The sequence below is a fragment of the Sphingobium fluminis genome (genome assembly GCF_037723805.1).
Lineage (GTDB): Bacteria > Pseudomonadota > Alphaproteobacteria > Sphingomonadales > Sphingomonadaceae > Sphingobium.
The window spans coordinates 99697-121555 of the sequence record NZ_JBBJUK010000003.1; the positions used below are offsets into that span (position 1 = coordinate 99697).

Annotated in this window: 21 protein-coding genes; 13 read left to right on the forward strand and 8 right to left on the reverse strand. The window is 64.3% G+C overall.

All coding sequences use genetic code 11. The features are described 5' to 3' along the window. Position 1: 1 nt before the first annotated feature. A complete protein-coding gene (locus WG907_RS09725) occupies positions 2 to 1534 on the forward strand; it encodes a DHA2 family efflux MFS transporter permease subunit (protein WP_340232580.1) in 1533 nt (510 codons plus the stop codon). Here WG907_RS09725 and WG907_RS09730 read toward each other — a convergent pair. The 3 genes from WG907_RS09730 to WG907_RS09740 form a co-directional block, all read right to left on the reverse strand. Then, positions 1531 to 3117, reverse strand: a complete 1587-nt coding sequence (locus WG907_RS09730) for an ABC-F family ATP-binding cassette domain-containing protein (protein WP_340232581.1) — start codon at positions 3115 to 3117, stop codon at positions 1531 to 1533. The genes WG907_RS09725 and WG907_RS09730 overlap by 4 nt on opposite strands. 123 nt (positions 3118 to 3240) lie before the next feature. After that, positions 3241 to 3777, reverse strand: a complete 537-nt coding sequence (mobA, locus tag WG907_RS09735; RefSeq protein ID WP_340232582.1) for a molybdenum cofactor guanylyltransferase — start codon at positions 3775 to 3777, stop codon at positions 3241 to 3243. 12 nt (positions 3778 to 3789) lie between these two features. Continuing rightward, on the reverse strand, positions 3790 to 4995 hold the full coding sequence (locus WG907_RS09740) for a penicillin-binding protein activator (protein ID WP_445326800.1): 1206 nt from the start codon (positions 4993 to 4995) through the stop codon (positions 3790 to 3792). Between the two features lie 11 nt (positions 4996 to 5006). On the opposite strand from WG907_RS09740, the gene rsmI reads away from it, so the two are divergent. From rsmI to WG907_RS09765, 5 genes are all read left to right on the forward strand, one after another. Next, positions 5007 to 5846, forward strand: a complete 840-nt coding sequence (rsmI, locus tag WG907_RS09745; RefSeq protein ID WP_340232583.1) for a 16S rRNA (cytidine(1402)-2'-O)-methyltransferase — start codon at positions 5007 to 5009, stop codon at positions 5844 to 5846. Further along, positions 5843 to 6211 carry a YraN family protein gene (locus WG907_RS09750; RefSeq protein ID WP_340232584.1) on the forward strand — a complete coding sequence of 123 codons (369 nt, stop codon included), beginning with the start codon at positions 5843 to 5845 and terminating at the stop codon, positions 6209 to 6211. Before rsmI ends, WG907_RS09750 begins: the two co-directional genes overlap by 4 nt. Positions 6212 to 6246: 35 nt before the next feature. Continuing rightward, positions 6247 to 7221, forward strand: a complete 975-nt coding sequence (gene gshB, locus WG907_RS09755; RefSeq protein ID WP_340232585.1) for a glutathione synthase — start codon at positions 6247 to 6249, stop codon at positions 7219 to 7221. 15 nt (positions 7222 to 7236) lie between these two features. Further along, positions 7237 to 7854 carry a DedA family protein gene (locus WG907_RS09760; RefSeq protein ID WP_340232586.1) on the forward strand — a complete coding sequence of 206 codons (618 nt, stop codon included), beginning with the start codon at positions 7237 to 7239 and terminating at the stop codon, positions 7852 to 7854. A gap of 68 nt (positions 7855 to 7922) precedes the next feature. After that, positions 7923 to 8426, forward strand: coding sequence for a BA14K family protein (locus WG907_RS09765; RefSeq protein ID WP_340232587.1), 504 nt, complete (start codon positions 7923 to 7925; stop codon positions 8424 to 8426). A gap of 7 nt (positions 8427 to 8433) precedes the next feature. Here the strand turns inward: WG907_RS09765 and WG907_RS09770 are convergent, their stop codons facing one another. Next, positions 8434 to 9324 carry a tyrosine recombinase XerC gene (locus WG907_RS09770; RefSeq protein WP_340232588.1) on the reverse strand — a complete coding sequence of 297 codons (891 nt, stop codon included), beginning with the start codon at positions 9322 to 9324 and terminating at the stop codon, positions 8434 to 8436. Positions 9325 to 9401: 77 nt separating this feature from the next. On the opposite strand from WG907_RS09770, the gene ppc reads away from it, so the two are divergent. The 6 genes from ppc to WG907_RS09800 all read left to right on the forward strand — a co-directional run bounded on the left by ppc (position 9402) and on the right by WG907_RS09800 (position 16743). After that, positions 9402 to 12095 (forward strand): phosphoenolpyruvate carboxylase, encoded by a 2694-nt coding sequence (gene ppc / locus WG907_RS09775; protein ID WP_340232589.1) that lies wholly within the window; start codon positions 9402 to 9404, stop codon positions 12093 to 12095. 65 nt (positions 12096 to 12160) lie between these two features. Beyond that, the gene (locus WG907_RS09780) at positions 12161 to 13039 is read left to right on the forward strand and encodes an MBL fold metallo-hydrolase (protein WP_340232590.1); all 879 of its coding nucleotides are present in this window, start codon (positions 12161 to 12163) and stop codon (positions 13037 to 13039) included. A 53-nt stretch (positions 13040 to 13092) separates the two neighbouring features. Continuing rightward, positions 13093 to 13866, forward strand: a complete 774-nt coding sequence (locus tag WG907_RS09785; RefSeq protein WP_340232591.1) for a hypothetical protein — start codon at positions 13093 to 13095, stop codon at positions 13864 to 13866. A gap of 82 nt (positions 13867 to 13948) precedes the next feature. Continuing rightward, positions 13949 to 14944 carry a quinolinate synthase NadA gene (gene nadA, locus WG907_RS09790; RefSeq protein WP_522012757.1) on the forward strand — a complete coding sequence of 332 codons (996 nt, stop codon included), beginning with the start codon at positions 13949 to 13951 and terminating at the stop codon, positions 14942 to 14944. 4 nt (positions 14945 to 14948) lie between these two features. Then, positions 14949 to 15797 (forward strand): carboxylating nicotinate-nucleotide diphosphorylase, encoded by an 849-nt coding sequence (gene nadC, locus WG907_RS09795; protein WP_340232593.1) that lies wholly within the window; start codon positions 14949 to 14951, stop codon positions 15795 to 15797. 43 nt (positions 15798 to 15840) lie between these two features. Beyond that, positions 15841 to 16743 carry a ribonuclease T2 family protein gene (locus WG907_RS09800; RefSeq protein WP_340232594.1) on the forward strand — a complete coding sequence of 301 codons (903 nt, stop codon included), beginning with the start codon at positions 15841 to 15843 and terminating at the stop codon, positions 16741 to 16743. Here the strand turns inward: WG907_RS09800 and WG907_RS09805 are convergent, their stop codons facing one another. The 4 genes from WG907_RS09805 to rplJ all read right to left on the reverse strand — a co-directional run bounded on the left by WG907_RS09805 (position 16744) and on the right by rplJ (position 19809). Beyond that, complete coding sequence (locus tag WG907_RS09805; protein WP_340232595.1) at positions 16744 to 17166, reverse strand: DUF4112 domain-containing protein; 423 nt, start codon at positions 17164 to 17166, stop codon at positions 16744 to 16746. Positions 17167 to 17233: 67 nt separating this feature from the next. Continuing rightward, on the reverse strand, positions 17234 to 18715 hold the full coding sequence (locus WG907_RS09810) for an ABC transporter substrate-binding protein (protein WP_340232596.1): 1482 nt from the start codon (positions 18713 to 18715) through the stop codon (positions 17234 to 17236). A gap of 130 nt (positions 18716 to 18845) precedes the next feature. After that, positions 18846 to 19220 carry a 50S ribosomal protein L7/L12 gene (rplL, locus tag WG907_RS09815; protein ID WP_340232597.1) on the reverse strand — a complete coding sequence of 125 codons (375 nt, stop codon included), beginning with the start codon at positions 19218 to 19220 and terminating at the stop codon, positions 18846 to 18848. 73 nt (positions 19221 to 19293) lie between these two features. Then, positions 19294 to 19809: a 50S ribosomal protein L10 gene (gene rplJ / locus WG907_RS09820; RefSeq protein ID WP_340232598.1), complete on the reverse strand. Its 516-nt coding sequence runs from the start codon at positions 19807 to 19809 to the stop codon at positions 19294 to 19296. A 524-nt stretch (positions 19810 to 20333) separates the two neighbouring features. Between rplJ and WG907_RS09825 the strand changes: the two genes are divergently transcribed. Continuing rightward, positions 20334 to 21839: a calcium-binding protein gene (locus WG907_RS09825; RefSeq protein WP_340232599.1), complete on the forward strand. Its 1506-nt coding sequence runs from the start codon at positions 20334 to 20336 to the stop codon at positions 21837 to 21839. Positions 21840 to 21859 lie beyond the last annotated feature (20 nt).

The window sequence follows — 21859 nt, forward strand, 5'->3', positions numbered from 1 at the left end:
CATGACCGACTCGCTCACGCCCTGGGATCGATTGACCCCGCGCCAGCGCTTCCTGGCCGGGCTGGTGCTCGCCATGACGAACTTCATGGTGGTGCTCGACCTGACCATCGCCAATGTCTCAGTGCCTCATATTTCGGGCAATCTGGGCATTTCGCCGGACCAGGGCACCTGGATCATCACATCCTATGCGGTAGCGGAGGCGATTTCGGTGCCGCTGACCGGCTGGTTAAGCCAACGTTTCGGCGTGCTTAAGGTCTATATTTGGGGGGTGATCGGCTTCGGCATATTTTCATTCCTGTGCGGGTCGTCATCGACGCTCGGCATGATCGTTGCCTGTCGCGTCGGTCAGGGGCTGTGCGGCGGGCCCTTGATGCCTGTGACGCAGACGTTGCTGACGCGCGTATTCCCCCCGGAGCAGCGCGGGAAAGCGATGGGCCTTTGGGCGATGACGACGATGATCGCCCCGGCGATGGGGCCGGTCCTGGGCGGCTATATCAGCGACAACTGGAGCTGGCACTGGATATTCTTCATCAACATCCCGATTGCGATGGTGTGCGTGATGTCTGGTTACACCCTGCTCAAGCCCGTCGACACGCCGACCCAGAAGAACCCCATCGATCTGGTCGGCCTTGCGCTGCTGATATTCTGGATCGGTTGTTTGCAGGTCATGCTGGACATTGGCCGCGATCGCGACTGGTTCGGTGATCCAACGATCGTGATGCTCGCGATTTTTGCGGCGATCGGTTTTTGCATATTCCTGATCTGGGAGCTGACGCAGGAACATCCGATCGTCGACCTGCGGGTGTTTCGCCACCCCGGCTATACGTTCGGCGTTTTCGCCTTTGCGCTGACGTTCGGCGCCTATTTCGCAACGGTCGTGGCCATCCCCCAATGGCTGCAATTGTCGATGGGCTATCCGGCGACCTCGGCGGGGATCGTGACGGCCTTTACCGCCATGACGTCGGTGCTCATGGCGCCGCTGGCCGCGCGGGTGATGGGCAAGGTCGACACGCGCATCCTTGTTTCGGGTGGCGTGGCGCTGCTTTGCGCTATGGCAATCCTGCGGTCGCGCTGGTCGACATCGGCCGACTTCGTGACGCTGGCAACGCCGCAATTTATCCAGGGGTTCGGCATGCCGTTCATCATGATCCCGCTCACCTCGCTGACGCTGAGCGCGGTCGAGCCGCATGAGACAGCGTCGGCGGCGGGACTCCAGAATTTTCTGCGTACCTTTGCGGTCGCAATCGCCACCTCGCTGGTGTTGACCTCTTGGGGCGACCAGCAGCGCGTATCGCATAACGAACTGGCGGGCGCGTTGCAGCCGGCGGATGTCGAGGCCAAACTCGGCTCCATCGGCATGTCGGCGGAACAAAGCCGGCAGATGATCGGTAATCTCGTCGATCAGCAGGCGATGATCGTGGCGCTGGACCATACTTTTCTGTTGTGCGGGGTCGTGCTGGCGATCGTGTTCTGCATCATCTGGATGTCGCCCAAGCCCAAGGCTGGTGGCGCGAACGCGATGGGCGGGCATTAATCCACGGCAATGTGCCGGTCGATGCCGATCGCGTCCAGAAAGGCGCGATCATGGCTGACGACGATCAGCGCCCCGTCATAAGCGCGAAGCCCGGCCTCGACCGCCGCGATGGAATCGAGGTCGAGATGATTGGTCGGCTCGTCGAGGAGTAAAAGCGGCGGCGCGACTTGCCCTGACAGGACACAGGCCAGGCCTGCCCGTAGCAGTTCGCCGCCGCTGAGCGTGCCCGCCCGTTGCAGTGCGAGGTCCGCGCGGAAACCGAATCGCGCCAGCGCTGCGCGGACGCCCTGATGGCCGATGTCGGGATGCAGCCGGGCGAAATTGTCGGCGATCGATGCCTGCCGGTCGATAAAGTCGACATTCTGATCCAGCAGCGCGGCGGGGACGTGCAAAGCGATCGTGCCCGACAGCGGCGACAGTGAGCCGGCGATGACATGTAGCAGGGTCGATTTGCCCGAGCCGTTGGCGCCCCCGATCGCGACCCTTTCGGGGCCGACCACGCTGAAGCTGACATCGTGCAGCACCGGGTGGGCCGGATCATAGCCAGCGGTTATGCGGCCCAGGGTGACGATCCGCTGACCGTTTGCGACGCGAGCGGGGGGCAGGGCGACGGTGATGTCGTCATGATGCTCGACGCGCGCGCGGGCCAGCTGCTCCGCCTCCGTCGCTTCCGCGCGCAGGCGATCTGCGAGCCGCGCCGCCTGGCCCCCTGACGTTTCGGCCTGATTTTTGCGCGCGCCGATCAGGATGCGCGGCATGCCGCCCTTTGCGCCGATCCGCGCGCCCACGCCGTCGCGGCGCTGCTTGCGCTCCGCCGTCAGCTGGATCTTGCGCGCGACCTGATCGAGCCGGCGCGTGGCATGGTCCAGTTCCTGCGCGGCGGCGTCCTGTTCGATTTCCTTGCGTGCGCGGTAATCGGACCAGTTGCCGCCATAGCGAGCCAGACCAAGGGTGGTGAGTTCGCCGATCGCCTCCATCGTTTCCAGCAAGGCACGGTCGTGGCTGACGACGATGGCCCCGGCGCGCCACTGCGCCAGCATATCGGCCAGCGCGCGGCGTCCCTCGGTGTCGAGATGGTTGGTCGGCTCGTCGAGTAGCAGGAAATCAGGGCGGGCGAATATGGCCGCCGCCAGCGCCGCGCGCGTCCGCTGGCCGCCCGAAAGCCGGGCGAGCGGCGTTTGCGGGCTGGCGTCGAGTCCCGTTGTGGCGAGCGCCGCCTCGATCCGGGCGGGAAGGGTCCAGTCGCAATCCGCCAGCATCGCCATGGTCGCGTTGCCAGCCTCCGCCCGATCGAGCAAGGCAAGCGCGGCGCGTGCGTCGAACAGATCGGCGATCCGATGGTCCGGTTCGACCTGCACGGTCTGGCGCAGGGTCGCAATCGTGCCTTCGATGTGGATGCGGCCGGCCGAAGGCTGGCGGCTGCCGTCGATCAGGGACAGGAGCGTGGACTTGCCGACGCCGTTTCGGCCGACGATTCCGATCCGTTCGCGCGTGAAAGTAAAATCAAGATCCGAAAGGACAGCGGCGCCGTCAGGCGCGGACCATCCGAGACGGGAGAGGGTGATGGAAGCAGGCATGGTCATGAACTTTCCTGGAGGCTGAGCGAACGGGCTGAGCAGTCAGGTTGCGGTTCATGGCGGTGATCCTTCGAATAGAGTCGGCGCTTTCCCTAAATTGAACTCGACGCGCGGGCAACAGCCCCGCGCCTAGCTGCGATTGCCCAGGGCCGCGAGATCTTCCGGTCGGTTGATGTTGGGGAGGACGAGGCCAGGCAGCGCGACGACCCGCGCCTGCATATGATCGAGCCAGCCGAAGATCGACCGATTATTGTCTGCGGCAAGATGCGCGTCGAGCAGCGGCGCGAGCGCGGCGGGCCAATAGCCAAGCAACTGCTGGTCCTTGAGCATGGCGGGGCCCTCGCCGATCAGGGCGGCAGGGAGCGCCGCAGGATAGGCCGGCATATCGCAGCCCGTGGTCAATACCGCGTCGAAGCCTTGTTCCAGCGCATGGTGCAAGGCGGCGTTGAGGCCACCAAGCGGTCCCATGCCGGGGGCCGGCCGATCGGCAAGGCCAGTGATCGCGTGGTACGCCCGCCCGCACAGCACGATCGTATCGACATGAGGCGAGAGCGACGCGATCGCGTGGTCGAGCAGGGTGCGCCCGTCGGGCATGCGGGCAAGCGCCTTGTCGCTGCCGAAGCGGCTGGAGCGACCGCCGGCGAGGACCGCACCGAGCAGGCGCATGATCCGCTCGCCTTATTCGCCGAAGGCGCGGGGCGCAGCGTCCACGACGCTGATGCCGCCCGCGCCCACTTCCGACACTTCGAGCGCGCGTTCGGCGACGCCGTTGCGGCTGAATCGGAACGCGCCATCAATGCCTGAAAAGCCGCCGCCATCGCGCAGGCGGACGGTGGGAAAGGGCGAGCCTGCCTGCCAGTCGCGCGCGATGCGTACCGTCAGCAGCACCGCATCATAGCCGAGCGAGGACAGACGGAACGGCGCGCTGCCGAAGCGCGCGCGATATTTGCCCGCAAGCTGGCGGTACAGTCCGTCGGATACGCTGGCAAACCATGCCCCACGGAGCGCAGGACCGGCGGCGATGCTATTGTCGGTATTCCATAATTCGGTGCCAAGCAGCCGCGCGGTCGCGCCGCCATTCCTGCGCACGATTGGCGCGACCGCCAGCGCCACCCGGCCCGAATCGGCGATCAGCAGCGCATCATAGCTGGAGGAAGCCTGAAGCTTTTTGACCGCCGCCGTGATCGAGGCAGGGCTGCGGTCGAAGGTCTGCATCGACACGACGGTGCCGCCCGCCTGCTCGACCGCGCGCAGCAGGGCGGTGCCCGATCGCTCGCCATAGGTGCCGTGGGGGATCAGCGCGGCGAAGTTCGACAGACCCTTGCCGCGAGCGAAACCGACGACCCGGTCGATCGACTGGTTGGGGTTGTACCCCATGACGTAGATGCCGTTGCCCGCTATACTGACATCGTTGGAAAAACTGATCACGGGCACGCCCCCGCGCGCCGCGATGGGTCCGACGATCCGTGCATCTTCGGCCATCAAAGGCCCCAGGATCAGGCGATTGCCTTCCGCCAGCGCCCGGTTGGCGGCGGCGGCGGCACCCAGATTCGTGTCATATGTGGTGATGCGGATCTTGTCCGCCTTCGTGTCCATAAGCGCCAGCGTGGTCGCATTGGCGATCGACTGGCCGACCCCGGCATTGGGGCCGCTCATCGGCACCAGCAGCGCTATCCGATGACGCGCCGAATCGGTCGGCAGTCCCTGGGTCACGTCCGGCCCGGTGGGGCGCGACGGGCCGGTGGGGGTCGGCGTGGCCGGGCCCTTGGGCACGATCGTCTGGCACCCCGCGACCATCAGCGCGCCGGCTGCGAGCATAATCCTCGCGCCCTGTTTGATGACCGCAAACATGCCTGCTTGCCGGGGGGCATCCGTCTCTGTCATCTGGCGTCCTTATGGATACTGCTTTTGCGCTTGAACCCGGCCTTTACATCGTCGCGGGGCCGATCGGCAACCTTGGAGACCTTACGCCGCGCGCGGCGCAAGTCCTGCGCCTTGCAGATGTGATTGCCGTGGAAGATACACGGGTGAGCGCGCGATTGCTGCGCGCGGCCGGGTCCGACCGGCCGATGCTGCCCTATCATGATCATAGCGCCGAAAATGTACGGGCGCGGCTGGTCGACCGGATGGCGGGCGAATCGGTGGCGCTGCTGTCCGACGCGGGCACGCCCCTGATTTCCGATCCGGGCTATAAGCTGGTGCGCGATGCCCGGGCGGCGGGGCGCATGGTGACGACGCTGCCGGGCCCCAGCGCCGCGATCGCCGCACTGACATTGTCGGGCCTGCCCACGGACCGCTTCCTGTTCATGGGATTTCTGGCCAGCAAGGCCAAGGCGCGCGGCGATGCGCTGGACGAAGTGGCGGCATTGCGCGCGACTTTGGTCTTTTACGAAAGCGGGCCGCGCCTGTCGGAAAGCCTGTCGGCCATGGCCGCGCATCTGGGGGATCGCGAGGCGGCGGTCAGCCGCGAGATCAGCAAGACCTTCGAGGAGACGGTGACCGGCCGTTTGAGCGAACTGTCCGCTCGCTATGCCGATGCGCCGCCGAAAGGGGAGATCGTGGTGGTCGTAGGGCCGCCGGGCGACGCCCCGCCGGCCAGCGTGGAGGATACCGACGCGGCATTGCGAGAGGCGCTGACGCGGTTGCCGGTGTCCAAGGCGGCGGGCGAAGTCGCGAAGAAATTCGGGCTGGATCGCCGCGCGCTCTATGATCGGGCGATGGAACTGAAAGGATGAAGCGCGCCATCCCGGCGCGGCTGGCGGCGGAAAAGCGCGGGCGGCAGGCCGAGCGGATCGCCGGCTGGTGGCTGCGCCTGAAAGGCTGGCAGATCGTCGGGCGGCGGATGCGCACGGCGGCGGGCGAGGTGGATCTGGTGGCGCGCAAGGGCGTGATGCTGGCGTTCGTCGAGGTGAAGGCCCGCGCGAACGGCGCGGACCTGGACCTTGCGATCGACGAGCGCCGGCTGGCGCGGGTCGCGGCGGCGGCGGAAATATTGTGGCACAGCCTCGCAAAACCGGGCGACGACATGCGAATCGACGTCATCCTCCTTGCGCCCGGCCATCGCCCGCGCCATCTGGCCAATGTCTGGCATGGGGGGTAGCGGACGTTGCCCATCGAACGGAACAAGGATTGTTTATGACGCAACTCAACCCGTTGACCGTCGCTGTGCAGATGGACCCGATGGAAGGGATCAGGATCGGCGGCGATTCGACATTCCACATCATGCTGGCGGCGCACAAGCGAGGGCACCGCCTTTATCATTATCTCGCGCCCGATCTCACCTATCGCGACGGCCGGGTGGTGGCGAAGGCGCGGCCGGTGAAGGTGCAGAAGGTCGAGGGCGATCATTATGCTTTCGGTCCGGTCGAGACGATCGATCTTGGCCGCGACGTCGATGTCGTGCTGATGCGGCAGGACCCGCCGTTCGACCTGTCCTATATCACCGCGACCCATTTGCTGGAGCGGGTGCAGGCCGAAACACTGGTTGTGAACGATCCGGCTGCGGTGCGCGATGCGCCCGAAAAGCTGTTCGTGCTCGATTATGCGCGCTTCATGCCGCCGACGATGATCACGCGCGAACTGGATGAAGTGAAAAGTTTCCTCAAGGAGCATGGCGAGATCGTGGTCAAGCCGCTCTACGGCAATGCCGGGACGGCGGTGTTCCATGTCGATGCGAAGGGCAAGAACCTGTCGGCGCTGGTGGAACTCTTCAAGGCTTCATGGGTCGAGCCGTTCATGGTGCAGGCGTTCATTCCTGGCGTCGCGGACGGCGACAAGCGAATCGTGCTGGTTGATGGCGAGGTCGCGGGCGCGGTCAACCGCATTCCTGGCGCGGGCGAAATCCGGTCGAATCTGGCGGTCGGCGGTTCGGCGGCCAAGACCGAACTGACCGAACAGGAATGGGAAATTTGCGCCGCCATGGGTCCCGAACTCAAGCGGCGCGGGCTTTTGTTCGTCGGCATCGACGTGATCGGCGGGCAGTGGCTGACCGAAATCAACGTGACCTCGCCGACCGGAATCGTATCCATCGACGCCTTCAACGGCACCGATACGGGCGCCATGATCTGGGACGCGATCGACGCCCGGCTCGCCGCGCGCGCGGCGGCCTGAAGCCTTGATGCCGTCATGACCGATTGGGTGCTGCGGCTAATCGATGCCGGCGGATATTGGGGCATTTTCCTGCTGATGGTGCTGGAAAACGTCTTTCCGCCCGTGCCGTCCGAACTCATCATGGGGATTGGCGGCATCCGCGTCGGGCAGGGGCGGATGACGATGGAGTGGCTGCTGCTGGCCGGAACGCTCGGCACCACCGTCGGCAATTATTTCTGGTATCTGGTCGGGCATATTCTCGGTTTCGAGCGGCTGAAGCCCCTCGTCGACCGCTATGGTCGATGGGCGACGCTCGAATGGAAAGATGTGGAAGCGCTCGACCGGCTGTTCGGCAAATATGGCCAGATCGTCGTGTTCGTGTTTCGCTTTCTGCCCGCATTCCGCACGATGGTGTCGCTGCCGGCGGGGCTCTTCCGCATGGGGCATGTGCGCTTCCTGCTGTGGACGGCCGCGGGCGCGCTGATCTGGAATGTCATCCTTGCCTATGCCGGGGTTCTGCTGGGACGGAATTTCCACGATATCGACAAATATGTGGGACCGGCCGCGACCGCCTGCATCGTGGGGGCGGTGCTGATCTATGTTTGGCGGTTGGCGACCTGGACCCCACGGGGCAGCGACAGCCCGGAACATTGATCCTCGCGTCCCGTTTTCCTGACAGCTGTAGCCGACCCCGGAGCGGCCCAATGAGAGGATTTCAAGTCATGTCCGCAAAATTATTCGGCGCCCTGGGCGCGGTTCTGGTCGCCATCGCGCCAATGGCGCTTTCGGCTCAGTCGCATCCGATGTCGTCTTCGACCAGTCCCGATCGCGGTCAGCGTGGCGATCCCAAGCCGGGCGCTATGAACGATGGGTCCATGAATCGCGGGTCCATGGATCATGGTCCCATGTCGGGCGGTTCCATGCAGCAAGGCCAGATGAACCACGGCAAGATGGGCAGCGGAATGGGCGACAGGGACAATCGCGGCATGCATTCCGACCGTCCCGGCGGCGACATGCGACGCGATGGCGACACACTATCTGATCGCAGTTATGGCAATTGGGACGATAAATGGGGTGCTCGCCCGTCGGGCCCGCCGCGTCACTGGAGCAAGCAGGGCGACTGGTATCGCCATGTCCGTGCCTGCCAGCAGCGCTATCGCAGCTATAATCCGCGCACCGACATGATCGTCATCCGGCGGGGGATGACGCGCCGCTGCATGCTGTAACGGCTGGTCAGGCGCGGGGATGGGCGTTGCGATAGACGTCCAGCAGGTGCGCCGCGTCGACCTGGGTGTAAATCTGGGTCGACGACAGGCTCGCATGGCCGAGCAGTTCCTGCAGGGATCGCAGGTCCGCCCCGCGCCCGAGCAGATGTGTTGCGAAACTGTGGCGCAGGGCATGCGGGGTGGTGCGGTCGGACAGGCCCAGCCTGCCGCGCGCGCCCTGCACCGCGCGGCGGATGAGCGCCGGCGACAGCGGCCCGCCGCGCGCGCCCCGGAACAGCGCGGCGTCGCGCTCGACCGGGAAAGGGCAAAGCGCGACATAGGCTTCGATAGCCTGCCTGACCTGTGGGAGAAGCGGGACCTGCCGCGTCTTGGCCCGTTTCCCGGTGACCCGCAGCGTGTCGCCCAGCGGCAACGCCGCGCCAGTTAGCCCTGTCGCTTCGCCGATGCGCAGCCCTGTGCCATAGAGCAACAGCAACACCGCCCAGTCGCGCGCGCCGATCCACGGCATTCGAGCGCCCTCCGCAATGTCCTCAGCCAGCGCAACGACTTCGTCCGGCGAAATCGGCCGGGGCAGACCCCGCTTGACGCGAGGCCCCTTGAGCAGCGGTACACGTGCATCCTCGCCGCCTGTAAATTTGAGGAAGCTGCGAACCGCCGACAATTCGCGCGCGGCCGACAGATTGCCGATTCCGTCCATGCGCCGCGCCGTCAGGAAGGCGCGCAGATCGGCCTGATCGAGCCTGGCCAGCAAGGCGGGCGTGACCGCCTCGCCACGATGTTCCTCCAGAAAGGCGATCAGCCGCTCGGCCGTGGCCACATAGGCGCGCACGGTATGCAGCGAGCGCCGCCGGTCGAGAGCAAGATGCTGACGCCATTGGTCGGGGAGAGACGAGGTCATGCGGCACAGGATAGGGCAGGACAACCACGATGGGAATGCGCTTGACCCGCCCTGTGCCGCAGCGCAGCATCATTTCTATGGCGACTCTTTCCTCCGCAACCGCGATCGCGCAAAATCCCGATATCCGCTATCTCGGGCGGCTGCTCGGCAACGTCATTCGCGCCTATGGCGGGGACAAGCTGTACAAGCAGACCGAATATATCCGCGCCGCTTCCGTCGACCGGGCGCGCGGGGTGCAGGGGGCGGACTTTGCCGATACCGGGCTGGATGCCCTGAGCCTGGACGATACGCTGTCGTTCGTGCGCGGGTTCATGCTGTTTTCGATGCTCGCCAATCTCGCCGAGGACCGGCAGGGCGTCGCGGCGGAGCCGGGGGCGGATGTGGCCTCCGCGCTGGCCCGGCTCGAAAGCCATGGCATCGGCAAGGACAAGGTGTTCGACCTGTTGTCTCATGCGCTGATCGTGCCGGTGCTGACCGCGCACCCGACCGAGGTGCGGCGCAAGAGCATGATCGACCATCGCAACCGCATCTCGGCCTTGATGTTGTTGCGGGATGCGGGGCGTGCCGAGACGGATGATGGCGAAGATCTGGACGAGGCGATCTGCCGCCAGATCGCGCTGTTGTGGCAGACGCGCCCGCTGCGTCGCGAGAAGCTGGTCGTGAGCGACGAGATCGACAATGTTCTGACCTATTTTCGCGACATTTTCCTGCCTGTGTTGCCGGCGCTATATGCCCGGTGGGAGCGCGACCTTGGCGCGCGGCCACCCAGTTTCCTGCGCGCGGGCAACTGGATCGGCGGCGACCGGGACGGCAATCCGTTCGTGCAGGCGCCGCAGTTGCGCGCTGCGCTGGGCAAGGGATGCGAGGCGGCGCTCGGCCATTATCTCGATTCGCTCCATGCGCTGGGGGCGGAACTGTCGCTCTCGACGGAATTGGCGCAGGTGCCGCAGGCGGTGCTGGATCTGGCCAACGCAAGCGGAGATGCGTCGGCCAGCCGGGTGGACGAGCCGTATCGGCGGGCGATCAGCGGCATCTACGCCCGGCTCGCCGCCAGCTATCAGGCGCGGGTCGGCAAGCCGCCGATGCGGCCTTCGGCGCTGAAGGGCGAACCCTATGGCGGGCCATCGGAGTTTCGCCGCGATCTCGTCGTCGTGGCGCAGGGACTGGCGAGCGAGGGCGACGGCGCGCTGGCGACCGGCGGCGCGCTCGGGCGGCTGATCCGGGGGGTGGAAACGTTCGGCTTTCACCTCGCGACGCTCGACATGCGGCAGAATAGCGACGTGCATCAACGCGTGGTCGCTGAACTGCTCAAGGTCGCCGGGGTCGAGGCGGATTATGCCAGCCTCGATGAATATGCGCGGATAGCGTTGCTGCGGCGGGAACTGGCGAACAACCGGCCGCTCGGCGCGTCCTATTCGGATTATTCGGAAGAGACGGCGACTGAACTTGCCATCATCCACGCGGCGGCCGATGCGCACCGGCTTTATGGGCCGCAATGCATTACCCATTATATCATTTCCAAGGCGGAAAGCGTGTCCGACCTGCTGGAGGTCAACCTGCTGCTCAAGGAAGCGGGGCTGTGGCGCGCGCCCAGCGGGGAATCCGGCCCCAGCGCCGCGATCATGGCGGTGCCGCTGTTCGAGACCATCGGCGATCTGGAGGCCGCGCCACAGATTATGACCGCCTATTTCGGATTGCCTGAAATAAGCGGGATCGTGAAGGCGCGGGGTCATCAGGAAGTGATGATCGGCTACTCCGACAGCAATAAGGACGGCGGCTACATCACGTCCACCTGGAGCCTGTTTCAGGCGAGCAAGGCGCTGGCCCCGGTGTTCGAGGCTGCGGGTGCGCGGATGCAGCTGTTCCATGGGCGGGGTGGCGCGGTCGGGCGCGGCGGCGGGTCGAGCTTCGCGGCGATTCAGGCGCAGCCGCGCGGCACGGTGCAGGGACGCATCCGCATCACCGAACAGGGCGAGGTGATCGCCGCGAAATTCGGCACGCGCGAGGCGGCCATGACCAATTTGGAGGCGACAACCAGCGCGACGATCCTTGCCAGTCTGGAGCCGGAAGGGATCAGCGACAGGGACGCCGCACGCTTCGCCGCCGCCATGGATATGCTGTCGAAGCAGGCGTTCGCGGCCTATCGCGACCTCGTTTATGGCACCGAGGGGTTCAAGGAATTTTTCCGCCAGCTGACTCCAATACAGGAAATTGCCGGCCTCAAGATCGGGTCGCGGCCCGCCAGCCGCACCAAGAGCACGGCGATCGAGGATCTGCGCGCGATTCCATGGGTGTTCAGCTGGGCGCAGGCGCGGGTGATGCTGCCCGGCTGGTATGGCGTGGGGCATGCGCTGTCGGCGTTCGAGGACAAGGCGCTGCTTGCCGACATGGCGCAGAACTGGTCGTTCCTCAAATCGGCGCTCGCTAACCTGGAGATGGTGCTGGCGAAATCGGACCTGGGCATTGCCGCCCGCTATCTGCCACTGGTCGAGGATCAGGCGCGCGGGGCGGAGATATTCGCGCGCATTCTGGATGGCTGGGCGCAGACGCATGACGGCTTGCTGACCGCCACCGGGCAGTCGCGGCTGCTGGAGAAGAATCCGGGCCTGGACGAATCCATCCGGCTGCGCCTGCCCTATATCGAGCCGCTGAACCTGCTTCAGGTCGAACTGATGAAGCGCCATCGCAGCGGGGAGGACGATCCCAGGATCAAGGAAGGGATCGAACTGTCGATCAATGCGATCGCGACGGCGCTGCGCAACAGCGGCTGAAGCGACGGGGCGGGTGGCTGGCGCTCGCCCTTGAATTTCGCCCGGAAATGGGCACATGGAAGGGCATGGCAACACCCTTCGATCCGGCCGACCTGCCGACCGGCCTCCTCATGCAGCTGACGCCGCTGGTGGGGCGGGTGCTGGCGCCCAATCCGTCTCCCTTTACCTATACGGGCACGCAGACCTATCTGGTCGGGGAAACCGACATCGCGGTGATCGATCCGGGGCCGGACGAACCGGCGCATCTCGACGCGCTGATCGGGGCGATCGGCGGGCGTGCGGTGACCGCGATCCTGTGCACCCATACGCATCGCGACCATAGCCCGGCGGCCGGGCCATTGAGCAAGGCCACGGGCGCACCGGTAATCGGCTGCGCGCCGCTGACGCTGGATGATGACGGGCCGCGCGCGGATGCGGCTTTCGATCCCGATTACGCGCCCGATCGCGTGCTGGCGGACGGCGAACGGGTCGAGGGCGCGGGCTGGACCATCGAGGCGGTGGCGACGCCGGGGCATACCTCCAATCATCTTTGCCTCGCGCTGCCGCAGGAGCAGGCGCTGTTTACCGGCGATCATGTCATGGGCTGGTCCACCAGCGTCATCTCGCCGCCCGATGGCGACATGACCGCCTATATGCAGTCGATGCAGCGGCTGCTCGACCGGACCGACAGGGTCTATTATCCCGCCCATGGCGAGCCGATCGAAAGTCCGCAGCGGCTGGTGCGCGGCATGATGGGGCATCGCAAGCAGCGCGAGGGCCAGATATTGCGCTTTATCGCCCGCTACGGCGCGAGCCGCATCCCCGATATGGTGGCGGAAATGTACAAGGGGATCGACCCCCGTCTCCATGGCGCGGCGGGTCGATCGGTTCTGGCGCACCTGATCGATCTCGACGTACGGGGAATCGCCGCGCCGCTGGACGATGGCCGGTGGCAGGCGCGTTGACGCGCGACGCTATCGAATGATAATTGCCCGCCATAAGATATCAGGGGGATATTATGGCGACGCGGGCATCGACGACGACAATCGTCTTTGAACAGGAGCACCGCTTCTTCTTCATTACGGCCTGCGTCATGGCGTTCGTGCTGGTCGCCGGCTTTTCCACCAACATCATTTTGGGCCGGTCGAGTTTCGGTTCGCCGATCCTCTTCCACATCCATGCCTTCGCTTTCTTCGGCTGGGTCGTATTGTACCTGATGCAGACCGGGCTGGCGTCGACCGGATCGATTGCCCTGCACAAGCGGCTGGGTTGGCTGGCGCTGGGCTGGGTGCCAGCGATGGTGATATTGGGCATCGCGATCACGGCGACTTCGGTGCGCAGGACGGGCGCGCCTTTCTTCTTCGACAAGAATGAATTTCTGATCGGCAATCCGCTCGGCATCCTGTGTTTCGCCGGGGTCGTCGCCTGGGCCATCGCCCTGCGCCGTCGCACGGCCTGGCACCGGCGGCTGATGCTGTGCGCTATGGCGATGATCACCGGGCCCGGCTTCGGCAGGCTGCTGCCCATGCCGTTTTTGATGCCCTGGGCATGGTGGACGGCGGCGGTGGTTTTTCCCGCCTTGTTCATCCTGGCCGGTATGATCGTCGATCATCGCCGCATGGGGCGCGTCCATCCTGCCTATCTGTGGGGTCTGGCGATCATGGTCGGCGCGCAGCTGGCGGCGGACGTTATCGCCTACAGCCCCGTCGGATACGCGATCACGGACGCCGTCACCGCCGGTACACCCGGCGCCGGGCGGCCGATGAAGGCGCAGTGGCCCGCCCGGCCCTAAACCCGGCGATGAACCCGGCCTTGAACGGTCTGCCACTCCGGCCTATCTGCGCCCTGACTATAAGAGAATGGAGTCAATCAGGGTGGACGCACGCGGTGGAATAGGCGGATCGCTGGCAGGGCTGGACCTGCGCGCCGAGATCGACCGGCTGCGCAAGGAGCGCAACGCCGTCATCCTGGGCCATTATTATCAAAGCCCCGAGATTCAGGATCTGTCCGATTTCGTCGGCGACAGCCTGGAACTGTCGCGCAAGGCGGCGGAGACGGACGCCGACGTCATCGCCTTTTGCGGCGTGCGCTTCATGGCGGAAACGGCGAAAATTCTTTCGCCCCAGAAAATCGTCGTGCTGCCGGACATGGACGCCGGCTGCTCACTGGAAGACAGTTGCCCGCCCGCGCAGTTCAAGGCGTTTCGCGAAGCGCATCCCGATCATATCGCGCTCAGTTACATCAACTGTTCCGCCGAAGTGAAGGCGCTGAGCGACATCATCGTGACATCATCGTCCGCCGAAAAGATACTGGCGCAAATCCCGAAGGACCAGAAGATCATCTTCGGGCCTGACAAGCATCTGGGCGGATATTTGAAGCGCAAACTTGGTCGCGACATGCTGTTGTGGCCAGGCGTGTGCATCGTGCATGAGGCGTTTAGCGAAACGGAGCTGCTCAAGCTCAAGGCGCTGCACCCCGATGCGCCGATCGCCGCGCATCCCGAATGCCCGCCCTATATCGTCGATCATGCCGATTATGTCGGATCGACCAGCGGCATATTGGATTTCGCCAAGACGATGCCCGGTGACACGCTGATCGTCGCGACCGAACCGCACATCATCCATCAGATGGAAAAATCGGTTCCGCACAAGCAGTTCATCGGCGCGCCGGGGGCGGACGGCAACTGCAACTGCAACATCTGCCCTTACATGGCGCTCAACACGCTGGAGAAGCTGTATCTGGCGTTGCGAGACCTGACCCCGCGTATCGAGATGGACGAAGGGCTGCGCCTTGGCGCCAAAAAGAGCCTCGACCGGATGCTCGAAATGGCGAGCGCGACGGTGGGGCAGGGCGATCTGGGCGCGCGATAAGGATATGGATTTTTCGCTCTCCGGTTTCGACCTCGATGCATTCGTCGCCGCGACGCTGGCCGAAGATCTGGGTCCCGATGGTCGCGATGTGACCAGCGAGGCGGTGATCCCGGCCGAAGCGGTTTTCGAAGGGGTGATGGACTCGCGCGACGCCGTAACGCTCGCGGGGCTGCGGGTCGCCGCCGCCTTTTTTCGCGCGCTCGATCCGCACGTCGAAATCGAGCTGCTGGCGCGCGATGGCGATCGGGTTGCAGCGGGGACGGATATCATGCGCCTGCGTGGCAAGGCGCGCGCGATGCTCACCGCCGAACGATCCGCGCTCAATACGGTGCAGCATCTGACCGGCATCGCGACCATGACGCGTAGCTATGTCGACGCGATATTGGGTACGGGCGCAATCCTGCTCGACACGCGCAAGACGATTCCCGGTCTTCGCGTGCTGGAAAAATATGCGACGCGGCAGGGCGGGGCGACCAATCATCGCATGGGCCTGTGGGACGCGGCGATGATCAAGGACAATCATGTCGCGGTCGCCGGATCGGTCGAGGAAGCGGTGCGCCGCGCCGCCGCCGCCGGCATCGCCAGCATCATCGTCGAGGTCGATCGCGTCGACCAGATCGAACCCGCGCTGGCGGCGGGCGCGACTCATTTGCTGCTCGACAATATGGACGCGCCGACGCTGCGCGGCGCGGTGACTCTGGTGGGCGGTCGGGTGCCGACCGAGGCGTCCGGCGGGGTCACGCTGGAGACGATCCGCGCCAAGGCGGAAACCGGCGTCACCTATATCAGCGTCGGGCGGCTGACCCAGTCGGCCCCGGCCGCTGACGTCGGGCTCGATTTCGCCTATGCTTAGGGGGCTGGTCGCTTGTGCTTTGATCGCTACGCCAGGCGTGGCGATGGCGCAGGCGGCGATGTGCCGACTGCCCGGCCAGATCGATCGGCCGCAAATCGAGCGACCGAGCAAGACCGAACCACAGCGCATCCTGCCTATTGCCGGCTACAGGCTGGCGATCAGTTGGTCGCCGCAATATTGCGCAACCGCGCCGAAGGGTGGCCGCGACGCCTTTCAGTGCGGCGGGCGAAATGGCCAGTTCGCCTTCACGCTGCATGGCCTGTGGCCGGACGGGCCAGGAAAAGAATGGCCGCAATATTGCCGCGCCGCCGACCTGCTGCCGCGCACGGTCATCCGCGACAATCTGTGCACGACACCCTCGGCGCAGTTGCTCCAGCATGAATGGGCAAGGCACGGGACCTGCATGGCGAGCCAGCCGGCGCTGTATTTCGACCTGTCGCGCGCTTTTTTCCAGTCGCTGCGCTTTCCTGACATGGCCTGGCTTGCGCGCCGCCCGGCGCTGACCGTGCAGGCATTTTCCGAGGCTTTCGCGGGGCGAAACAGGGGCATGAGGGCCAATATGATCCGGGTTACGACGACGCGCGATGGCTGGCTGCGCGAAGTCTGGCTCTGCATGGATCGGGCGATGGAATTCACGCGCTGTCCGACAAGGCCGGGGGACCCCGCGCGGGGCGGGCTGTTGCGGATCGCGGCTGGCCCGATCATCCTCGATCGACGGCCAGCTGCGCCGAGTGCCGCAAGGCCGGTGCGCGCTTCCGGTGCCATCGCGCCAGCCCGCATGCCAGCGGCCGATCGCAAGCCTGCCACGCCGCCTGTGTCCGTTAATAAGCCTGTTTCCGGTAAGGCCGGCACCGGAGCCGATCCGAAGCCCAACCGGCGGCCGCCGCTGATCCTGGATCTGGATCCCAGGGTTCAACCGTTGACCAATAGCGCCGCCCCCCAATAGCTAAGCTTCGATCGTCACGGTCGAGGGATGATGGCGGTCGAGATGGCGGCGGATGATCCGCAAATTCTTCGAATTGGATTTGAACAGAAAGTCGAAGATGTCGCCCGCAAAAGGAATGGCGCCGACCAGCGTATCAACCCCGACATTGGCGGCCATGCGCGTGACCTGCCATTTCGACATGCCAAGGTTGCGCGCTTCCCAGACGATCCATGCGCCCACCGCCGCCGTCGCGAGGTCGCCGACCACGGGGACCAGCCCTACCAGGCTGTCGAGTCCGACGCGGCGATTCGTGCCGGGGATCACGAACAGCCCTTCGAGCAGCGCCTCCATCGCCTCGATCCGGCGGCGGACGGAGGCCGGGTCGCGGCCGAAACCGGGCATGTCGCCGACGATGCGGTCGAATTGATTGTGGGACATCGCCATGGTGGATCATCCTTCGAGCATAGGCACGTCAAAACGTCCCCCGGCGCAAAAAGTGTCCGGGTGCCGTCTAATTGGTGGCGCGCAGCAGATGGTTCAACGGGTGGCGCGCACGGGGCGAGGGGGTAAAGCCGTTCAATCGGCGCGCGACGAGCGACCATCGCACGGGCGCGCCAAGCGGAATATAGCCATTATGCGCCTGCATCAGCGCTTCGGCATCGGCCACGCGGGTCATGCGTTGCGGCAACGTGCTTGCAAGGCTGGCTTCATGCAGCGCGGCGTTTGCGGTCCCGCTGCAATGGACATGGCGGCTGCAACCGATTCTGCCGAGGTACCAGAGCGCGCTGTCATAGGCGGCGACCTCGTCGATCAGGCGCAGGTCGGCTTTGTCTTCCATCGCGACTCTCGTTGAAGCCAGGCCGACTGCACGCAAGTCGCGGTCGATCGACGCAAACAAAAGGCGCGATCCAGCCCCGGCCGGCAAGGCGATGCGGAGCGTTGGAGGATCGCCATGCGCCGATCGCCACTGGTCGATCGCGGCGCGCGCCCGCGACCGGCGATCGGCTATCGTGAAATCCGCCCAGCGCGACGCGGTGGGATCACGGGGCAGGTCGAACTGTTGTGGCAAAATCTGGTCGGTAACGGCCCAGCCGCCAAGCGGGAAAAGAGCCAGCAACTGATCACGGTCGATCGCCATGCTGATCGCTTCGCGCACGCCGTCATCGTCGAGCAATATATTGTCGTCCGACACGGCCAGTCCAAATAGACCCTGAACCGGATCCAGCCGAACCGAACCGCGATCGATCCCTGCAGCGGTCAGCAGCGGCAGATCGGTCAGGCGGCCGCCCAACAGAAGCGCCGCATAGCCCTTGCTGAAACGCGCGATGGCGAGCGCCGCCCGTTCGGCGCGCAGGATGCGCATCTGTCCGGCTGGTTTCGCATCGCCGTCTTCATCGGCATCATCGGCCGCCTGCGCGTCGGCTGGTTCCAGCAGTAGCGTGCCGGGCCGCCTGGCCGGACGATAGGGGCCCGTGCCGCCATCGCGCGACAAGAGCGCCATTTGCGGCTGGGCGAGCATCTGGAGCAGGAAAGGACGGGGCGCGACCATCCGGATTTCAATCACCTCGCCGGTCATGGGCACCACCGCCTCCACGGCGTCCAGCGGACCGGTGGGATCGAGACGGCGCAGCGACGCGATCCGCGCGGACAGGATGCGCGCGACATCGGCGGCGGTGACGCGCGTACCATCGGCCCAGCGCGCCCGGCGCAGGCGGAAGATATAGCTGCGGCCATCCTCCTCGACGATCCAGCGCTGGGCCAGCGCCGGCAGGATGTCGCCGGCGGCGTCGAAAGCGACGAGCCCCTGTGCGGTGGCCTCAAGGAACAGCTTGGCCCCGGGATCGGGCAGATGCGCCAGCGGCTTCGCAAAATCGTTGCGATCGCCGATGACGCTGACGACTATGGGTCCGGTGCCCCCCTTGTCGGAGCAGCCGGAGGTCACGGCCGAGGACAGGGCAAGGATCAGGCATGCGAGGCGGGGCGTGATCGTCATGGGTCCGGGCCGGTCTAGCCTGTGGGCGGAGAATCGCCAACCGGACATCCAAGAAAAAGGGCGGCCGCGCCTATGCGCCGCCGCCCCGCTTCTGTCCGGCCCATCCGTGCGGACAGGCCGGAATATCCGCTTACTTGAGTTCGACGGTCGCGCCGGCGTCTTCAAGCTGCTTCTTGACCTTCTCGGCCTCGTCCTTGTTCACGCCTTCCTTGATCGCCTTGGGAGCGGACTCCACCAGCGTCTTGGCTTCGGTCAGGCCGAGGCCCGTGATGGCGCGGACTTCCTTGATGACGTTGATCTTCTTGCCACCGTCGCCGGTGAGGATCACGTCGAATTCGGTCTGCTCTTCAGCGGCGGGCGCGGCGGCGGCAGCGGCCGGGCCGGCGACGGCGACGGCAGCAGCGGCGCTAACGCCCCACTTTTCTTCCAAAGCCTTCGACAGCTCGGCGGCTTCGAGGACGGTGAGGGCGGAAAGCTGATCGACCAGTGCGTTGATGTCTGCCATGATTATTTCCTTCTAAGCGGGCCGAACCCGCAACATGATATTGAAACGATTACGAAAAGTCGGTCGCAGCCGATCAGGCCGCTTCCTTCTCCGCATAGGCGTTGAAGACCCGCGCGAGCTGCGCAGCCGGTGCCTGGGTGACGGTTGCGAGCTTGGTAGCCGGGGCGACCAGAAGGCCGACCAGCTTCGCACGCAGTTCATCCAGCGACGGCATCGATGCGAGCGCCTTGACGCCCTCCGCATCGAGCAGCGTTCCGCCCATCGCGCCACCAACGATCTCAAGTCTGTCGTTGGTCTTGGCGAAATCGATCGCGACCTTGGCGGCGGCGACCGGATCGGAAGAAGTGGCAAGCGCAATCGGGCCGGTCAGCAAATCGCTGAGCTGCTCATATTGCGTGTCCTTCAACGCGATCCTGGCGAGACGGTTCTTCGTAACCTTGAAGTCCGCGCCGGCTTCACGCATTTTCTGCCGCAGGACAGTCGACTGAGCGACGGTCATGCCGAGGTTGCGTGTGACCACGACGACCCCGATGGTGGCAAAAGTAGCGTGCAGCGTGGTCACGACCTCAGATTTCTGATTACGATCCATGCCATTCTCCACTTCAAGTTCACCGGACGACCCGGTGAACGGCAAAAACCCGCGCTTGTCGCACGGGGACTTTGGTCCGAAGGGGAGAGATCGACTGGCCGGCACCATGGGCGGAACAGGCAGACCCGGAGAGGCTTTGGCCCATCCGGCAAAGAACTTTTCCCCGTCTAGGCTGGAGATTAAGAAGGGCATATTCCCTTCACCAACTGTCTCGGACGGTAGACCAACGACATCGCTGCCGGGGGTCTGCTGGGGCGGCGCTTAGCGGTTCATCACCGTGATGTCACGTGATTTTGGTGAAAATGTACGGTGATCCTGATAGCCGGCTCTCAAAATTCTCGCTATCCGGTGGAATGCGCCATGCGGTCGTTCGTGCGTGTTGCTTATGTGATGCTCTAAGTTCCTAGAGGCTCGCCCCTCGGCTTTTTATTTGATCTTCGGTGCTTGAATGAATCCGAAATATTTACAGGTGACATACCATGGCAGTGATAAAATCAGCCCCAGCAAATAGCACTGTTGGGGTAATGGATATCAGCTATATCGGTTTGGCGACGTCTACAATTTACGGGATGTCGAATGACACGCAATTTGTCCTAAAGTCGACACCCGCCTATGGTTTATATTATACCTTTATCGGAAGTGGTCTGACGTACGCATCGAATGGAATAGTCGAATCCGGGACTATAACGGAAATCGACTTCAGCTTTGCCGATGGAACGCCCTACATGACCTGGACGGCAGGTTCTCTATCGGGCGCGGACTTCACTTACTTAATGAATTCTTACCCTATTAGATCGACGGTTCAATCGACCTTTCTGGCGGATGACGACACAATCTATGGCAATGATGCAGGCGCGAAGATCAGTTCCGGAAGTGGAAACGACACCATCTTTGGCGGTGCAAGCCGCGACGAATTCCAAGGAGGAACCGGTAACGACACCATCTTTGGAGGTGGCGGGGACGATATTCTCTATGGCGGCCTAGAAAATACCCTCGGCGGGAACGACCGGCTGTTCGGTGGCGAAGGAAATGATCAGCTCTTCGGCGCGACTGGGGACGACATCCTCGACGGCGGTTCAGGCGCTGATATGCTATCCGGCGGCACCTATGTGGACGCGGGATTTGATATTGCAAGCTATCAGTCTGCGATGTTGGGGATCGAGCGTGCGCTTGGAGCAACCTATGGAACGGGCGATGCGGCGGGCGATATCTTCGAAAATATTGATGGGATGCTCGGCTCGCTTTATCCCGATATTCTTGTCGGCCGCGACGCTGATGGCGATTGGTTGGACGGAAGTGAAGGTAATGATTGGTTGTTGGGATTGGGCGGGGACGACCAATTATCAGGCGGCAACGGCAATGACGTTCTGAATGGCGGGCCGGGTGCGGACCATATTGATGGTGGCGAGGGACTGGACGTTGCCTTTTACGGCACCGCTACAGCAGGCGTGACCGCCAGTCTCACAGATGGCGGCACGGCGGGTGAAGCGCTCGGTGACGGTTATTCGCAAATCGAGAATATCTGGGGATCTGGCTTCAACGATGTGCTGTCTGGCGACGGCGGCGACAATCAAATCTACGGCTTTGCTGGCAATGACATGCTACAAGGCGGCGCGGGTGACGACATACTTTACGGCGGCGGCGGTAGCGACACGTTAACTGGCGGTGCGGGTGAAGATAGCTTCTTCTTTCTATCCTGGCACGACCATTTCAACGGCTATAATGCCTATGAAGCGGGTGAAGGCGGCGACACGATTGCCGACTTCACTTCGGGCAAGGATATAATCATGCTCAGTCGCTATCAGTTCGGTTTCGGCGATGTGAACGGCCCGGCTGCGGCGCTGACGGCGGACAAGGCCGACTTCATCACTGACAACATGCTGACTTCGGATCATCCGAGCCTTCTGTGGAATGCTGATACAGGTGTCTTGATGTTTGATCCCGATGGTACGGGCGATACGTCGGCTCTCCTTCTTGCCACGCTCCAGCAGGGGGCCGCCCTTTCTATGGCCGACATCTGGAGTGCTTGAATCGCTATGCCTTCGGTCGG

What these genes read in the sequence shown, in the direction of transcription:
- WG907_RS09725 (WP_340232580.1), top strand. Translation starts at nt 2, where the DNA reads ATGACCGACTCGCTCACGCCCTGGGATCGATTGACCCCGCGCCAGCGC.
- WG907_RS09730 (WP_340232581.1), bottom strand. Translation starts at nt 3,117, where the DNA reads ATGACCATGCCTGCTTCCATCACCCTCTCCCGTCTCGGATGGTCCGCG.
- mobA (WP_340232582.1), bottom strand. Translation starts at nt 3,777, where the DNA reads ATGCGCCTGCTCGGTGCGGTCCTCGCCGGCGGTCGCTCCAGCCGCTTC.
- WG907_RS09740 (WP_445326800.1), bottom strand. Translation starts at nt 4,995, where the DNA reads ATGACAGAGACGGATGCCCCCCGGCAAGCAGGCATGTTTGCGGTCATC.
- rsmI (WP_340232583.1), top strand. Translation starts at nt 5,007, where the DNA reads ATGGATACTGCTTTTGCGCTTGAACCCGGCCTTTACATCGTCGCGGGG.
- WG907_RS09750 (WP_340232584.1), top strand. Translation starts at nt 5,843, where the DNA reads ATGAAGCGCGCCATCCCGGCGCGGCTGGCGGCGGAAAAGCGCGGGCGG.
- gshB (WP_340232585.1), top strand. Translation starts at nt 6,247, where the DNA reads ATGACGCAACTCAACCCGTTGACCGTCGCTGTGCAGATGGACCCGATG.
- WG907_RS09760 (WP_340232586.1), top strand. Translation starts at nt 7,237, where the DNA reads ATGACCGATTGGGTGCTGCGGCTAATCGATGCCGGCGGATATTGGGGC.
- WG907_RS09765 (WP_340232587.1), top strand. Translation starts at nt 7,923, where the DNA reads ATGTCCGCAAAATTATTCGGCGCCCTGGGCGCGGTTCTGGTCGCCATC.
- WG907_RS09770 (WP_340232588.1), bottom strand. Translation starts at nt 9,324, where the DNA reads ATGACCTCGTCTCTCCCCGACCAATGGCGTCAGCATCTTGCTCTCGAC.
- ppc (WP_340232589.1), top strand. Translation starts at nt 9,402, where the DNA reads ATGGCGACTCTTTCCTCCGCAACCGCGATCGCGCAAAATCCCGATATC.
- WG907_RS09780 (WP_340232590.1), top strand. Translation starts at nt 12,161, where the DNA reads ATGGCAACACCCTTCGATCCGGCCGACCTGCCGACCGGCCTCCTCATG.
- WG907_RS09785 (WP_340232591.1), top strand. Translation starts at nt 13,093, where the DNA reads ATGGCGACGCGGGCATCGACGACGACAATCGTCTTTGAACAGGAGCAC.
- nadC (WP_340232593.1), top strand. Translation starts at nt 14,949, where the DNA reads ATGGATTTTTCGCTCTCCGGTTTCGACCTCGATGCATTCGTCGCCGCG.
- WG907_RS09800 (WP_340232594.1), top strand. Translation starts at nt 15,841, where the DNA reads ATGGCGCAGGCGGCGATGTGCCGACTGCCCGGCCAGATCGATCGGCCG.
- WG907_RS09805 (WP_340232595.1), bottom strand. Translation starts at nt 17,166, where the DNA reads ATGGCGATGTCCCACAATCAATTCGACCGCATCGTCGGCGACATGCCC.
- WG907_RS09810 (WP_340232596.1), bottom strand. Translation starts at nt 18,715, where the DNA reads ATGACGATCACGCCCCGCCTCGCATGCCTGATCCTTGCCCTGTCCTCG.
- rplL (WP_340232597.1), bottom strand. Translation starts at nt 19,220, where the DNA reads ATGGCAGACATCAACGCACTGGTCGATCAGCTTTCCGCCCTCACCGTC.
- rplJ (WP_340232598.1), bottom strand. Translation starts at nt 19,809, where the DNA reads ATGGATCGTAATCAGAAATCTGAGGTCGTGACCACGCTGCACGCTACT.
- WG907_RS09825 (WP_340232599.1), top strand. Translation starts at nt 20,334, where the DNA reads ATGGATATCAGCTATATCGGTTTGGCGACGTCTACAATTTACGGGATG.